Origin of the sequence: Streptomyces sp. NPDC006208 (genome assembly GCF_040613775.1) — a bacterium.
Taxonomy (GTDB): Bacteria; Actinomycetota; Actinomycetes; order Streptomycetales; family Streptomycetaceae; genus Streptomyces.
Map to the genome: position 1 here is coordinate 154,463 of NZ_JBEXSW010000010.1, position 13,152 is coordinate 167,614.

Below are 13,152 nucleotides of genomic sequence, written 5' to 3' on the forward strand. Positions count from 1 at the left end.
CGCAGGTCCTGCCCCGGAGCTCCGCGCCCGTCTCATGCGCGTACCTCCTCGGTCCGCAGCGGCAGCCGTACGGTGAATTCCGCGCCGCCGTCCGCCCCTTGCGCCACGGTGACGGTACCCCCTCCCCGCTGCACGGCCTGCTGCACCAGCGCGAGCCCGATCCCACGGCCGGGCCCGTGCGTGGACCACCCGCGCCGGAAGACGTCCTGTGCGCGCTCCGGATCGACCCCGGGGCCGGTGTCGGTGACGCGCAGCAGCAGCTCGCCGCTGTCGACACGAGCCGTCACCGTCACCCGCGCCCGACCGGGCCCGGCCCCGGTGCCGGCGACGCCGGCGAGCGGGTCGGCCGTACCGACCGTGGTACGGACGGGCCGGCCCGCGCCGCCGTCCGGCTCCGCCGGGGCTGCGCCCGGCCGTGCTGCCTCGTCGCGTACCGGCTCCGCCGGGCCTGCCGGGGCTGCGGCGGTACGGGGTGGCTCCGGCGAGCCCGTCCCGCCGGTGGTCACGCCGGCTTCGGCGGTCGCAGGTTCCAGAGCGGTCACCGATTCCGGAGTGGGCGAGCCGTCTCCCGGTCGCGTCGGTGCCGGGATCGCCGCGGCCCGCGCCGTCGGCTCCGACGCCGCGTCGACCGCGTTGTCGATGAGGTTGCCCAGGATCGTCACCAGGTCACGGGCCGGGAGCGTCCGCGGCAGGACGCCGTCGTCGATGCGGCTGTCCTGCGTGAGGACCAGCTCCACACCGCGCTCGTTCGCCTGCGCCGCCTTGCCCAGCAGCAGCGCCGCCAGCACCGGCTCGCCGACCGCTGCCACGACGCGGTCGGTCAGGGCCTGGGCCAGTTCCAGCTCCGCGGTCGCGAACTCGACCGCCTCGTCGGAGCGGCCGAGTTCGATCAGCGACACCACCGTGTGCAGGCGGTTGGCGGCCTCGTGGGCCTGGGAGCGCAGCGCCTGGGTGAAGCCCCGTTCCGAGTCCAGCTCGCCGGACAGTGCCAGCAGCTCGGTGTGATCGCGCAGGGTCACCACCGTGCCCCGCTGCTCCCCGCCGACGACCGGCTGTGTGTTCACCACCACGACCCGGTCCGCGGTCAGATGGACCTCGTCGACGCGGGGCTCGGACGCCAGCAGCGCGCCCGTGAGCGGGGCAGGCAGGCCCAGTTCGGCGACCGGGCGCCCCACCGCGTCCTCGCCCAGACCCAGCAGCTCGCGCGCCCCGTCGTTGGCGAGGGCGATCCGCCGCCGGCCGTCCAGCATCACCAGACCCTCGCGCACCGCGTGCAGTGCGGCCTGGTGGTAGTCGTGCATCCGGCTCAACTCGGCCGCGTTCATGCCGTGCATGTGCCGCCGCAGCCGCGCATTGATCACATACGTGCCGATGCCGCCGAGCGCCAGTGCCGTTCCCGCGACCCCCAGCAGCGCCGTGACCTGCTTGGCCACCTGCTCGCTGATCTCCTGGATCGTGATTCCGGCGCTGACGATCGCGACGAGCCGGTTGCCGTCGTACACCGGCGCGACCGTGCGGACCGAGGGGCCGAGCGTCCCCAGGTGCTTCTCGCTGTAGATCTCGCCCCGGAGCGCCGGGGCGATATGGCCGAGATACGTCCGCCCGATCTGACCCGGCTCCGGATGGGTCCAGCGCCTCCCGTGCGTATCCATGATCACGACGAAGTCGACCCCGGCGTCCTTGCGCAGCGACTCCGCATACGGCTGCAGCACGCTCGACGGGTCCGCCGAGCGCACCGCCTCGATGACCGAGGGCGAGTGCGCGGCGGCCGCCGCCGTCGCGGTGGACTGCAGCCGTGCGGCCTCCTCCGCCTGCGAGCGGTCGGTGACGTACGCGAACAGCGCGCAGCCCGCGACGATCGCGGCGACCAGCACGACCTGCATCGCGAACAGCTGGCCCGCGAGGCTGCGGGGACGGGGAATGCGCATGCGGCAAGTCTGCCTGGCCGGATTTGCGTGAACGAAACGAACGTAAGGGTGACCGGGGTCACAGGGTGGTGGATATTCACGGCATCCATCGGGACATGGACGCAATGAACATCGAGGAGGACCCCGTGGCCACAGGAGCCGTCAGGCGGGACCGGACCCACTATCTCTACATCGCCGTGATCATCGCGGTCGCGCTCGGCATCACCGTCGGCCTGGCCGCTCCCGAGTTCGCCGTCGAGCTCAAGCCGATCGGCACCGGCTTTGTGAACCTGATCAAGATGATGATCTCGCCGATCATCTTCTGCACGATCGTGCTGGGCATCGGCTCGGTACGCAAGGCCGCGAAGGTGGGCGCGGTCGGCGGCATAGCGCTCGGCTACTTCCTGGCGATGTCGATGGTCGCTCTGGGCATCGGCCTGGTCGTCGGCAACATTCTCGACCCCGGTACGGGTCTGGCGCTGACCGACGCGGTCAAGGAGGCGGGCCAGGGGCAGGTCGAGGCCGAGGCCAAGGACACGACCGAATTCCTGCTCGGCATCATCCCGACCACGATCGTCTCCGCCTTCACCGGCGGAGAGGTCCTGCAGACCCTCCTCGTCGCCCTGCTCGCGGGCTTCGCGCTGCAGGCGATGGGCGCGGCCGGCCGGCCGGTGCTCCGCGGCGTGGAGCACATCCAGCGGCTCGTCTTCCGCATCCTCGCCATGGTGATGTGGGCCGCGCCGATCGGCGCCTTCGGCGCGATCGCCGCGGTGACCGGTTCGGCCGGTCTCGACGCCCTCAAGAGTCTCGCCGTGCTGATGCTCGGCTTCTACGTGACGTGTTTCCTGTTCGTCTTCATCGTGCTCGGAGCGCTGCTGCGGGTCGTGGCGGGCCTCAACATCTTCACGCTGTTCAAGTATCTGGGCCGTGAGTTCCTGCTGATCCTGTCCACCTCCTCCTCCGAGTCCGCCCTTCCGCGGCTCATCGCGAAGATGGAGCACCTGGGCGTGAGCAAGCCGGTCGTCGGCATCACCGTCCCGACCGGATACTCCTTCAACCTCGACGGCACCATGATCTACATGACCATGGCCTCGCTCTTCATCGCCGATGCCATGGGCAACCCGATGTCGATCGGGGAGCAGATCGCGCTGCTCCTGTTCCTCTTCGTCGCATCGAAGGGCGCTGCGGGCGTCACGGGTGCGGGCCTGGCGACGCTGGCGGGCGGGCTGCAGTCGCACCGGCCGGAGCTGGTCGACGGCGTCGGCCTGATCGTCGGTATCGACCGATTCATGAGCGAGGCGCGGGCCCTGACGAACTTCGCGGGCAACGCGGTCGCGACGGTGCTGGTCGGCACCTGGACGAAGGAGATCGACAAGCAGCAGGTGACGGACGTGCTCGCCGGACGTGTCCCGTTCGACGAGACGACGCTCCTGGACGACCATGCACCGGCGCCCGCAGACGTCCCCGGCCAGCGGGACGAGGCGGAGGACGAGAGGGCGCCCGTGAAGGTCTGACCTCCTGCGCGGCAAGCAGCGGGCCCCGGCACCCTCCGGCCGGGGCCCGCCTTCGTGCCCGCCCTGGTCAGGCCGAGGGGAAGGAGAACACCGAGCATGTCGTCGTCCCGTGGGCGTACAGCTTCCCGTCCTCGATCCCGACGACCCGTGCCTCCGCCGTCGCGGTGGTCCGGCCGACATGCACGGCTGTGCCGGTGACCCGCAGTGGCCGGGTGTCGGCGAAGACCGGACGGATCAGGTTCACATTGAGCTGGGTCGTGGTGTACGTGGAACCCGCCGGCAGCCTGCTCATCACCGCCGAGCCGAGCGCCGCATCCATCACCGAAGCGAGATAGCCGCCGTGGACACTGCCCATCGGGTTGTACAGGTACTCGCCGTGTTCCGTCTCGAAGACCGCCAGGCCGTCCCCGACCTCCGTGAAACGGAACCCGAGGGTGCTCATGATCGGGGCGGCGGGGAAACGCCCGTCGATCCCCGCCTGGAGGATCTCACGCCCCGTCATCTTCAGGATGTCGGCGCTGGGGCGCACGGGTGCGCCCCAGGTGTGCATACGGGACCGGGTCGGGGCGAGCGTCTGCTCGTCGCTGGTGTCTGTGCTCATGCGGCGAATCTAGGACCGGCGCCCGGCGTGGGGGAGTGGCGTATCCGACCCGCTTGATAGCGATCCCGACGCCGACGAGCAGGCGGGGCCTGCGCGGCGCACGACCGGGCCCCGGCCCCCGTGCGGCGGCTCCCGGATGGCCGGAACGCCACCTGTGCCCAAAGGTGAAACCGTCTGCCGCACCCGCGGCGCATCGGGAAACGGGAGAGGCACATGCCGAAATACCTGGTCCAGGCCAGTTACACGGCCGAGGGAACCAAGGGCCTGCTCGCCGAGGGCGGCTCGGGCCGCAAGGAGGCCGTGGAGCAGGAGGTCAGGTCCTGCGGAGGCACGCTCGAGTGGATGTACTTCGCGTTCGGCGACGACGATCTGTACTGCGTGATCGACATGCCGGACGACGTGTCCATGGTGGCGACGTCCATGACCGTCCGTGCCACCGGAGCCGTACGGTCCAGGGCGGTCCCGCTGCTCAGCGTCGCGGACATCGACGCGGCGTCCAAGAAGTCGGTGGAGTTCCGGCCCCCCGGCGCCTGACCACACCAGGCGCCCCCGCGCGCAGCGCGCCGGACCCCACCCCCGTGGGTCCGGCGCACACGCAGCCATGAACCCGATCAGCCTCAACCGCACCTGCGCGCAGCAGGATCGGTGGATCGGCCCATCGGGTTCTGGAGCGGTGAAGCGTACCTGACGAGGGTGCGACGCGGTCGCCGTGCCCGGCGGGCCGGGGGTCCGGCCCGCCGGGCACCCGAGGTCACTGCTGGATCGGACGGCCGTCCGTCCCGCAGATGTAACCGGCGACGACGCAGTCGCGTACCCGGCGCTCGAGCTCCGCCTGGTTCCAGGCGTTGAAGAAATCGCCGTGGAAGGTGTAGCCGGGGGCGTTCGTGACGTTGGCTCCGTTCCTCGTGCCCGCGAGGGTCAGGCCCCCGCCGTTGACGGGCCAGGTGATCAGCAGCTCCAGCCGCGGTACGACGACCGGATGGCTCGCAGGGCAGCTCTGGCCCACGGCGTACGCCATATGGTCACGGTGGTTGGCGCTGTCCAGGTTCCTGCCGTCCCAGCAGGTCGGGAAGTCCAGGTAGTTCTCCAGCTTCGTGCCCGGCGGGCAGGTGATGAAGTCCCGGCTGGACTCGGGCCTGCCCACGCACGACCAGCGGGCGGCCGGGTTCTGGTCCGGCGAGGTGGCCAGGGCGTTGCCGACCACGTACCGCAGCCCGCGCGGGTGGGCCACGGCCCGGGTGTGGTCGGTGATGCCCTGGTAGTACACGGTGACCCGCTCGGGGGCCACGGGCGCTCCGTTCTGATAGAGGGTGGGCGTCCAGTACGAGGAAAGATCCACCTGGGGAGTGCAGTTGGTGGTGCCGGCCGCCAGTGAGTCCAGGGTGGACGACGCATCGGCGGTCCGGTTGCCGTAGAACTCATGGATGTGCGAGCGGCCGGCCTGCCCCGGGAAGACGATGGGGTCATCGCCTCTGCGATGGCTGGAGAAGCACTCCGCGCGGAACTCGCTGCCGCGCACCGGGGCTGCCGCCTGCGCGGCGATCGCGGCCGCCTGGGTTCTGGAGAAGGTGTACGCATGGGCCTGGTGGCCCTGCCGGTCGTGGTGCTGTCCGGTGCCGTCGCGGCCGGTCGCCCAGCCGGCCGTGGCCAGCACCAGGACCGCGGCCGTACCGGCGAGCACTCTGCGGAGCAGTGGATTCACGGTCTCCTCCCGTCAGCCGAACGGGATGCGGACGACGGACTGGTTGCCGATGCCGAGTGTGCTCGTGCCGTTGCCGATCGCGCTCCACACCTCGACCCGCACCCTGCCGTTGGTCAGGTTGCCGTGGCTTCCGGAGGCCGACTGCAGGCCTCTTGTCCGGGTGTAGTGCTCGTATCCGGCGACCGGATCGGTGGCGAAGTAGTGGTAGGTCTCCGTTCGGTCCCAGGTGCCGTCCCCCGTACGGTCGTAACTCACCCTCACCTGCTGCCCGTTGGCCACCGTGGATCCGGCGTCGACGAACAGGTCGAACTGCGTGGCACCCCCGTTGTAGGTACGGGTGATGGGACCCGAGGTGAAGACCTGCGGGTTGTGCGGGGTGCCGTCGTGGTTGGCGCCGCCCGCCGAGGCGAGCGTGGCCGTGGCCGCGGACGCCGTCGCATCGCCCGCGCCGCCGCCCGAACGCAGATACAGCTGGGAGGAGCCGGACGGCGGCGGGTCGGTCGGTCCTGGCGGCGGAGTGGTACCGCCACCGCCGCCTCTCGTCCAGACGGCCACGTAGTCGACGAGCATCGAGTGGCCCGGCACGGTCGCCGAGGTCGGGGTCCTGCCCGCGAGAGCGTCCGGGAACGCGCCGCCGATCGCGACATTGAGGAGGATGAAGTAGCCGGCGTGCTCGGTCATGCCGGCCCAGGTGCCGGCGTCGAAGCGGCTCTGGCTGACGCTGTGGAACAGCTGTCCGTCCACGTACCAGCGCAGCTCGTTCGGTGAGACGGAACGGTCCCACTCGAAGCGGTACGTGTGGAAGGCCGACTGGCAACTGGCTCCGGGACAGGCCCGGCTGTTCGCGATCCCGCTGGTCTCGTTGCAGGGACCGCCGGGGTTGACCCCGCAGTGCAGCACGCCCCACACGGAGTTGATGCCGTTGACGTTCTCCATGATGTCGAACTCGCCGATGGACGGCCAGTTCCAGTAGTTGCCGCGGTACGGGGAACCCAGCGCCCAGAAGGCGGGCCAGTAGCCGAGCGCGGCCTGCCCGGTCACATTGGGCATCTGGATCCGGCCCTCGATGCGCAGCGTTCCGCCGGCCGGCGCCTTGAAGTCGGCGCGGCGGGTCTCGATACGGGACGAGGTCCAGTTGCCCGCGCCGTCCCTCAGCGGGGTGATACGCAGATTGCCGCTGCCGTCGAGGCTGAGGTTGTCGGGGCTCGCGGTGTAGTTCTGGATCTCACCCGTGCCCCAGTTGCCGGGGCCGCCGGGGTAGGCGTGGCCGGTGTCGATCTGCCAGTTGGCGGACGAGGGCAGGGAGCGGTTCGGGCCGGTGAAGTCGTCGCTCCACTGCAGGTTCCAGCCGGGTGTCGGCGGTACGTCGCCGCGCGCGGGTCCGGCCCCGGTGACGGCGATGAAACCGGCCAGTGCGACGGCCATCGCGATCACGACGGCGAACAGGGGGCGGGTGCGCGGGGGAGTGTGTCTGATGCGGCTCGTGCTCAAGGAACACCTCCGGAAAGGTGGTGCCGAGGGGGGAAGTGCGGGGCAGGGTGAGAGCGCTCTCAGAACGTTTTGTAGATGGAGGCGAGGGCGTCGTCAATGGCCTCACTGCGTCAACTTCCTGAATGCGGTATGCAGTTGGTGCGGCCGCGGTCCACTGATCGCCGGGACGGGTCGGCAGCGGTGTCCGCGCGGCGGCCGCCGAACGAGGTGGTCGGCCCTGGCTGCCGAGCACCCGGAGCACGCCACGGCTGCCTCGCGCCATCGCAGATCTCGGATCGCTGCTCGGGCCGGGCGACACGACGGTCCCGGCCGGCGTGCGCACCGAGCCCGGCGCTCCCGCGGACGGTCACGACGCATCTCGCCCACCACGTGGAGCGGTCGGTCCCGAGGCTGCTGGATCCTCAAGGTCACGGTGACCGGCACGGTCCACCCCGAAGAGGTGCCGGAGCAGATGTCGGTGCCCGGCCGTACGGCGACGCCGGTCGTGCTGACTCTCCGCTGGAGCGGAAGCCGCTGCTGCCCCGCACCGGCTGAGCCCGCGGACGGTCCGTTGCGTTGACGTCGGCGTCAAGGAATACCGTCGGGTGCATGCGAATCGGTGAGCTGGCACGGCGGGCGGGCACCACGACCCGCACGCTGCGCTACTACGAGTCACGCGGGCTGTTGCCCGCGCTGCGCGCGGGCAACGGCTACCGCACGTACGGCGAGGACGATCTGCGTCTGGTTCAGCAGATCCGGACCCTGCAGGACTTCGGGTTCGACCTGGAGGAGACCAGGCCCTTCGTGGAGTGCCTGCGCGCGGGCCATCCGGCCGGTGACGCCTGCCCCGCCTCGCTCGCCGTGTACCGCGCGAAGCTCGCCGAGCTGGACGTGCTCATCGAACAGCTCCAGTCGGTGCGCGCCCAGGTCGGAGCGCAACTCCTGCGGGCCGAGGCGCAGCTGCCCGGCGGCCCGGACCCTCAATGTGAATTCGGAGACTGACGAATGACTCGGACAGCAGGTGTCGCCACGGTGACGGACGCGGACTTCGATGCCGTGGTGCTGGGCGCGGACCGCCCGGTGCTCGTGAAGTTCACGGCCGACTGGTGCGGCCCGTGCCGCCAGCTCGCTCCGGTGCTGAGCGCGATGGCCGCGGAGGAGGCGGACCGCCTGAAGGTGGTCCAGCTCGACGTCGACACCAACCCGGAGATCACGGCGCGGTACGCGGTGCTGTCGACGCCGACGCTGATGCTGTTCCGCGGCGGCGAACCGGTGACGTCGATGGTGGGCGCCCGCGCCAAGCGCCGCCTGGTGCAGGAGCTGGACGACGCGCTCCAGGACCGGCCTGCGCGGTGAGGCGGAACCCCGCGCATTGTCGGCATGGACGCGAATGTCACGTGCGGGCTGCTGTTGACGGGGACGAGGCCCGGTCCGTCGCCGCCGACGCGCTTGCCGTCTGCCGGGCATCGCTCTGCCCGGAGCGCGAACTCACGCTGATGCTCGGCGCGGAAGTCGCCATGCCGGACCATCGCACCGGCGCGCTCTCCCAGGCAGTCGCCGCCCAGCGGCAGGTGGTGCGGTCGGCCCGACGGCTGTGGGGCGCAGAACATCCGCTGACCCGGCAGGCGGCCGGCAGCCTGGCCGTGATGCTGTCGCGGGCGACCGGGGGGACGCCGTGCAGCTGCAGTGCGAGATCTGGCGACGGCTGCTGGAGCGCCGGGGACGACAGGACCCGGCGGTTGTGAACCACTCCCTTCAGCTACTCGGCCGGCTCCTTGCGGCCGAGCAGCGGGACGAGGCGCGGACGGTCGCGGTCGAGGCCCTGCACCGGCTGGTCGAGGACGCCCCGGCCCAGGAACAGGAGCCCCGACCCGCCCGCCGCGCCGCCGGCCGGTCTCAGACCAGGCGGCGGATCTCCCCGCGCACCCGGTAGAACCCGGCCTGCGCGGGGTGCAGCGCGTCGACGACGTATCGGGCGCCCACTTCGCGTATGCCACGGGGGAACTGGACGTTCCACGACGGTTCGAAACCGTCGGACACCACATGCACGCGCATCCGGCCGCCGGTCTGGACGCACTCCACCACCACTCCACCGGCGGGCGGCGCCGATATGGTCGCCACCGCAGTCGGCGACGCCGCGGGACTGTAGGTCGGCAGCGCCGCCGCCGACTTGACGTCCCGGGCCACGGGCACCGTGCCCTGCTGCGCGGCCGCGACGGCGGTCTCACTCGCGTCCACGCACACCAGGGATCCGTCCGTCGTGACCATGTAGAGCTTCTCGTCCCGGTACTGCATGGACAGTGCCGAGCCGCCGCCCGTGCCGAGCTTCCACAGACGGGTGCCGTCCGCCGCGAAGCAGTACACGGAGGACGACGAGTCGCCGGCGAAGACATGGCGCCCGTCAGGCGAGGTGGCGCAGGAGTACACCGCGGTGTCACACCGGTAGGTCGCCTCGACGGCCCCCGTCCTCTTGGAGATGCGGTGCACGTCGTGGCGCACCGTGCCCGCGTACACGGAGTCGGCCTCCTGCCAGCCGAACAGCACACCTCCCCCGGTCGGCGCGTGCCACAACTGCCGGCCGCCGTCGGGCGCGTACGCCGTGACGCCCTTGCTGTGGCCGTGGTACACCCGCTGCTCGTCCGCCCGCACCATCCAGGCCTGGTTGCCGCTCGACCTGCGTGCCCACTGGTGCTCGTCCTCGTGGTCGATGACCGTCAGACCGCCGTCCGCGTCGGAGACGTTCAGCACGCCCTCGCGGATGTCGAGCCAGAAGATGTCGACGTCCGCCGCGATGTCATAGGCCGCGAACGGAAGCTTGGAGGACAGGTCGTACACCTTGCCGTCGTCGCAGCCGGCGTAGATCCAGAAGTCGTCCGCCACCAGGCACTTGACGCCGTCCGGCAGTGAGTAGCGGGCCAGCACCTCCCCGCCGTGACTGAGCGTGTAGACATCCCCTGCCTGGTTGCCCACCCAGCAGCGGTCCTCGTCGATATGGATACCGAAGGCGGCCGAGCCGGTGCGGAACCGCCACAGCACCGGGGCCGTGGAGCGCGCGGTGGACGGCGCGGAGGTCACCTGACGGCGCGTCACCGGGCGTGCCGCCCGCTGCCCCTGGACGGCGGGCGCATACCCCTTGCGCACCTTCTCGCCTATCTTCCTGGCCGCTGCGGCCTTCGCCTTCTCGGCCGTGGGGAAGGACGAGGTCTGCAACTGACCGTCCGCGCCGATCCGGCCGTAGCGCACCGAGACGACCGTCCCCTCCACGGTCACCTCGTAGAACTTGTGCGCTCCGCCGCCGTCCTGCGACAGCTCCAGATACGTCGTGGTGCGTGCCATTGCAGACCCCTCCCCAGGTCGGAACAGGCGGCCGTTTCCCGCCCGTTCCACTGCGGAGAACGCTACGGGCTGCCACTGACATCCGGCCCCGCCGCCGTCAGGAGGGCGCCGGTGTCCAGGCCCCCAGGGCGGTGGACAAAAGCCTCGCCCCATCGCCCCACGCACACAAGATCCCGGAACCAGAAATACCCCGGACCGAATTTGACGGCCGGGGTATTTCTCTGCGTATATTGGATATTTCCGTGCCCCTGTGCAATAGGGCACACGGCGAAGTTCAATAAAGGCACCCTAGCGCGTCAGGAGCTGAATTGTCAACCGAGGAAATGCGGCGGGAACAACAATTCGTCTCTCTCGCCCATGAGCGGCTCGACCAGCTCAGGGGGGAGGCCGAAGCTGCCGTGCGCGCCACGATGGCGCAGGTCAGCACCGGTTTGCAGGCCCGCGTCGAACGCGATATCGAGGTGGCCGAGCACTCCGCGTCACTCGGCGCGCTCGATGCCGCGGACGCCGGGCTGTGTTTCGGGCGTATCGACCAGCGTGACGGCGTGACCTATCACATCGGGCGTACCGGAATCCGTCGTGACGACGCCGACCGCACACCCCTGCTCATCGACTGGCGGGCACCCGTCGCACGCCCGTTTTATCTCGCGACCGGGTTCGAGCCCATGGGTCTGCGCCGCAGACGCCACATCACCACCGAAGGGCGCACCGTCACGGCGCTGCACGACGAGATCATGGATCTCGCCGACACCACCCGCACCGGCTACGAGTCGCACGATGCCGACGAGGTGCTGCTCGCCGCGCTCAACAGTGCGCGCACCGGGCGGATGGCCGACATCGTGTCGACCATCCAGGCCGAGCAGGACCACATCATCCGAGCTCCCCAGCGCGGCGTGCTCGTCGTCGAGGGCGGACCGGGGACCGGGAAGACCGCGGTCGCGCTGCACCGGGCGGCCTATCTGCTCTACGCGCACCGGGAGCAGCTCGCCAAGCGGGCGGTGCTGATCGTCGGGCCCAACCCGGCATTCCTGGGGTACATCGGCGAGGTACTGCCCTCCCTCGGCGAGACCGGCGTGCTCCTGGCGACCGTCGGTGAGCTGTTCCCCGGCGTGCACGCGACCGGCAGCGACACGCCCGCGGCCGCCGCCGTCAAGGGCCGGGCCGAGATGGCCCACGTCCTGGCCGAGGCCGTACGCGACCGGCAGCAGGTGCCCGAGAAGGGCGCCCCACTTGTCATCGGGCACGACGACGGTGAGCTCGTCATCGACTGGGACATGGCCGTCGAGGCGCGGCACAAGGCGCGGGAGACCCAGCTGCCGCACAATCTCGCCCGCCCGCACTTCGTGTTCCGGATCATCGACGAGCTCACCACCCAGCTCGCCGACCGCATCGGCGCCGATCCGTACGGCGGCCCCAACTTCCTCGGCCCCGACGACATCGCCCTGCTCGGCAAGGGCATCGCCGCCAGCGCCGAGGTGCATTCCGCCATCGCCACACTGTGGCCCCCGCTCACCCCGCAGGAGTTCCTCGCGGACTATCTGGCCGGGCCCACCCATCTCGGCGCGGACGAAGCGGAGTTGATCCGGCGCGCCGGCGGGCCGTGGACGCCGGCCGATGTGGCACTCCTCGACGAGGCCGCCGAACTCCTCGGCGAGGACGACTCCGCGGCCCGCGCCGCCGCCGAGGCCGAGCGGGCGCGACAGATCGCCTACGCCCAGGGCGTGCTGGACGTCTCGTACGCCTCCCGCACCTACGAGTTCGAGGACAAGCACGACGAGGAGTCCGAGGTTCTCGCCGCGCACGACATCATCGATGCCGAACGGTTCGCCGAACGTCACGAGGAGGCCGACCACCGCACCGCGGCCGAGCGCGCCGCCGCCGACCGCACCTGGGCCTTCGGGCACATCATCGTCGACGAGGCGCAGGAGCTGTCCGCAATGGCGTGGCGGCTGCTGATGCGCCGCTGCCCCACCCGCTCGATGACCCTGGTCGGCGATCCGGCCCAGACCGGGGACATCGCGGGCCTCGGCTCCTGGAAGCGGATTCTCGAGCCGTACGTCGGAGACCGCTGGCAGCACACCCGGCTCGGGGTCAACTACCGTACGCCCGCAGAGATCATGGACCTGGCCGCCCGCATGCGCCGCAAGTCCTGCCCCGACTTCCGTCCGCCGCGCTCGGTGCGCTCGACGGGTGTGGTGCCGTGGACCGAGCGGGCCAGGAAAGAGGATCTGGGGCGTACGGTCCTGGCCGCGGTCGCCCGGGAGACGCCCGAAGAGGGCAGGCTCGCGGTCATCGCCCCACGCGAACTCCACGGCGAACTGGCGTCACTCGGCGGCGGCCCGGTCGATCTGACCCGGACCGTCGTCCTGCTCGATCCGAGGCAGGCCAAGGGCCTCGAGTTCGACTCGGTCATCGTCGTCGAGCCGGCGCTCTTCGGCGAGAGCGACCTGTATGTGGCGCTGACCCGCGCCACGCAGCATCTCGGACTGGTGCACGTGGAGGACCTGCCCGAGGCGCTCACCCAGAAGGGCTGATCAGCCGAGGCGCCCGAGCGCGGGGTGCCGTGGGGGGCGGTGCGGTGCGGGGCGTGCTGCGGGAGGGGACGGAAACGAGGGCCGGTCA

Annotated in this window: 12 protein-coding genes; 7 read left to right on the forward strand and 5 right to left on the reverse strand. The window is 70.9% G+C overall.

What is annotated here, in order from left to right; translation table 11 throughout:
* Positions 1-32: 32 nt before the first annotated feature.
* Positions 33-1,928: an ATP-binding protein gene (locus ABZ208_RS10710; protein WP_356909139.1), complete on the reverse strand. Its 1,896-nt coding sequence runs from the start codon at positions 1,926-1,928 to the stop codon at positions 33-35.
* 104 nt (positions 1,929-2,032) lie between these two features.
* On the opposite strand from ABZ208_RS10710, the gene ABZ208_RS10715 reads away from it, so the two are divergent.
* A complete protein-coding gene (locus tag ABZ208_RS10715; RefSeq protein ID WP_356909173.1) occupies positions 2,033-3,421 on the forward strand; it encodes a cation:dicarboxylase symporter family transporter in 1,389 nt (462 codons plus the stop codon).
* Between the two features lie 67 nt (positions 3,422-3,488).
* Here the strand turns inward: ABZ208_RS10715 and ABZ208_RS10720 are convergent, their stop codons facing one another.
* Entirely contained in the window at positions 3,489-4,022 is a 534-nt protein-coding gene (locus ABZ208_RS10720; protein ID WP_356909140.1) for a PaaI family thioesterase, read from the reverse strand.
* A gap of 213 nt (positions 4,023-4,235) precedes the next feature.
* Between ABZ208_RS10720 and ABZ208_RS10725 the strand changes: the two genes are divergently transcribed.
* The gene (locus ABZ208_RS10725; protein WP_356909141.1) at positions 4,236-4,556 is read left to right on the forward strand and encodes a GYD domain-containing protein; all 321 of its coding nucleotides are present in this window, start codon (positions 4,236-4,238) and stop codon (positions 4,554-4,556) included.
* Between the two features lie 217 nt (positions 4,557-4,773).
* Here ABZ208_RS10725 and ABZ208_RS10730 read toward each other — a convergent pair whose 3' ends face one another.
* Both ABZ208_RS10730 and ABZ208_RS10735 read right to left on the reverse strand, forming a co-directional pair.
* Positions 4,774-5,724 carry a DUF1996 domain-containing protein gene (locus tag ABZ208_RS10730; protein WP_356909142.1) on the reverse strand — a complete coding sequence of 317 codons (951 nt, stop codon included), beginning with the start codon at positions 5,722-5,724 and terminating at the stop codon, positions 4,774-4,776.
* Between the two features lie 12 nt (positions 5,725-5,736).
* Positions 5,737-7,149, reverse strand: coding sequence for a glycoside hydrolase family 16 protein (locus ABZ208_RS10735; protein WP_356909174.1), 1,413 nt, complete (start codon positions 7,147-7,149; stop codon positions 5,737-5,739).
* A 654-nt stretch (positions 7,150-7,803) separates the two neighbouring features.
* On the opposite strand from ABZ208_RS10735, the gene ABZ208_RS10740 reads away from it, so the two are divergent.
* The 4 genes from ABZ208_RS10740 to ABZ208_RS10755 are packed head-to-tail and all read left to right on the forward strand — an operon-like array spanning position 7,804 to position 9,127.
* Positions 7,804-8,196 (forward strand): MerR family transcriptional regulator, encoded by a 393-nt coding sequence (locus ABZ208_RS10740; protein WP_356909143.1) that lies wholly within the window; start codon positions 7,804-7,806, stop codon positions 8,194-8,196.
* 3 nt (positions 8,197-8,199) lie between these two features.
* Positions 8,200-8,550: a thioredoxin gene (gene trxA, locus ABZ208_RS10745; RefSeq protein WP_356909144.1), complete on the forward strand. Its 351-nt coding sequence runs from the start codon at positions 8,200-8,202 to the stop codon at positions 8,548-8,550.
* Between the two features lie 41 nt (positions 8,551-8,591).
* Positions 8,592-8,939 carry a hypothetical protein gene (locus tag ABZ208_RS10750; RefSeq protein ID WP_356909145.1) on the forward strand — a complete coding sequence of 116 codons (348 nt, stop codon included), beginning with the start codon at positions 8,592-8,594 and terminating at the stop codon, positions 8,937-8,939.
* Positions 8,936-9,127, forward strand: coding sequence for a hypothetical protein (locus ABZ208_RS10755; RefSeq protein WP_356909146.1), 192 nt, complete (start codon positions 8,936-8,938; stop codon positions 9,125-9,127). The genes ABZ208_RS10750 and ABZ208_RS10755 overlap by 4 nt, the downstream gene beginning before the upstream one ends.
* Here the strand turns inward: ABZ208_RS10755 and ABZ208_RS10760 are convergent.
* On the reverse strand, positions 9,091-10,530 hold the full coding sequence (locus ABZ208_RS10760; RefSeq protein ID WP_356909147.1) for a WGR domain-containing protein: 1,440 nt from the start codon (positions 10,528-10,530) through the stop codon (positions 9,091-9,093). The genes ABZ208_RS10755 and ABZ208_RS10760 overlap by 37 nt on opposite strands.
* A gap of 323 nt (positions 10,531-10,853) precedes the next feature.
* Between ABZ208_RS10760 and ABZ208_RS10765 the strand changes: the two genes are divergently transcribed.
* Entirely contained in the window at positions 10,854-13,064 is a 2,211-nt protein-coding gene (locus ABZ208_RS10765; RefSeq protein ID WP_356909175.1) for a UvrD-helicase domain-containing protein, read from the forward strand.
* The last annotated feature ends 88 nt before the right edge of the window (positions 13,065-13,152 follow it).

What these genes read in the sequence shown, in the direction of transcription:
- ABZ208_RS10710 (WP_356909139.1), bottom strand. Translation starts at nt 1,928, where the DNA reads ATGCGCATTCCCCGTCCCCGCAGCCTCGCGGGCCAGCTGTTCGCGATG.
- ABZ208_RS10715 (WP_356909173.1), top strand. Translation starts at nt 2,033, where the DNA reads ATGAACATCGAGGAGGACCCCGTGGCCACAGGAGCCGTCAGGCGGGAC.
- ABZ208_RS10720 (WP_356909140.1), bottom strand. Translation starts at nt 4,022, where the DNA reads ATGAGCACAGACACCAGCGACGAGCAGACGCTCGCCCCGACCCGGTCC.
- ABZ208_RS10725 (WP_356909141.1), top strand. Translation starts at nt 4,236, where the DNA reads ATGCCGAAATACCTGGTCCAGGCCAGTTACACGGCCGAGGGAACCAAG.
- ABZ208_RS10735 (WP_356909174.1), bottom strand. Translation starts at nt 7,149, where the DNA reads ATGGCCGTCGCACTGGCCGGTTTCATCGCCGTCACCGGGGCCGGACCC.
- ABZ208_RS10740 (WP_356909143.1), top strand. Translation starts at nt 7,804, where the DNA reads ATGCGAATCGGTGAGCTGGCACGGCGGGCGGGCACCACGACCCGCACG.
- trxA (WP_356909144.1), top strand. Translation starts at nt 8,200, where the DNA reads ATGACTCGGACAGCAGGTGTCGCCACGGTGACGGACGCGGACTTCGAT.
- ABZ208_RS10760 (WP_356909147.1), bottom strand. Translation starts at nt 10,530, where the DNA reads ATGGCACGCACCACGACGTATCTGGAGCTGTCGCAGGACGGCGGCGGA.
- ABZ208_RS10765 (WP_356909175.1), top strand. Translation starts at nt 10,854, where the DNA reads ATGCGGCGGGAACAACAATTCGTCTCTCTCGCCCATGAGCGGCTCGAC.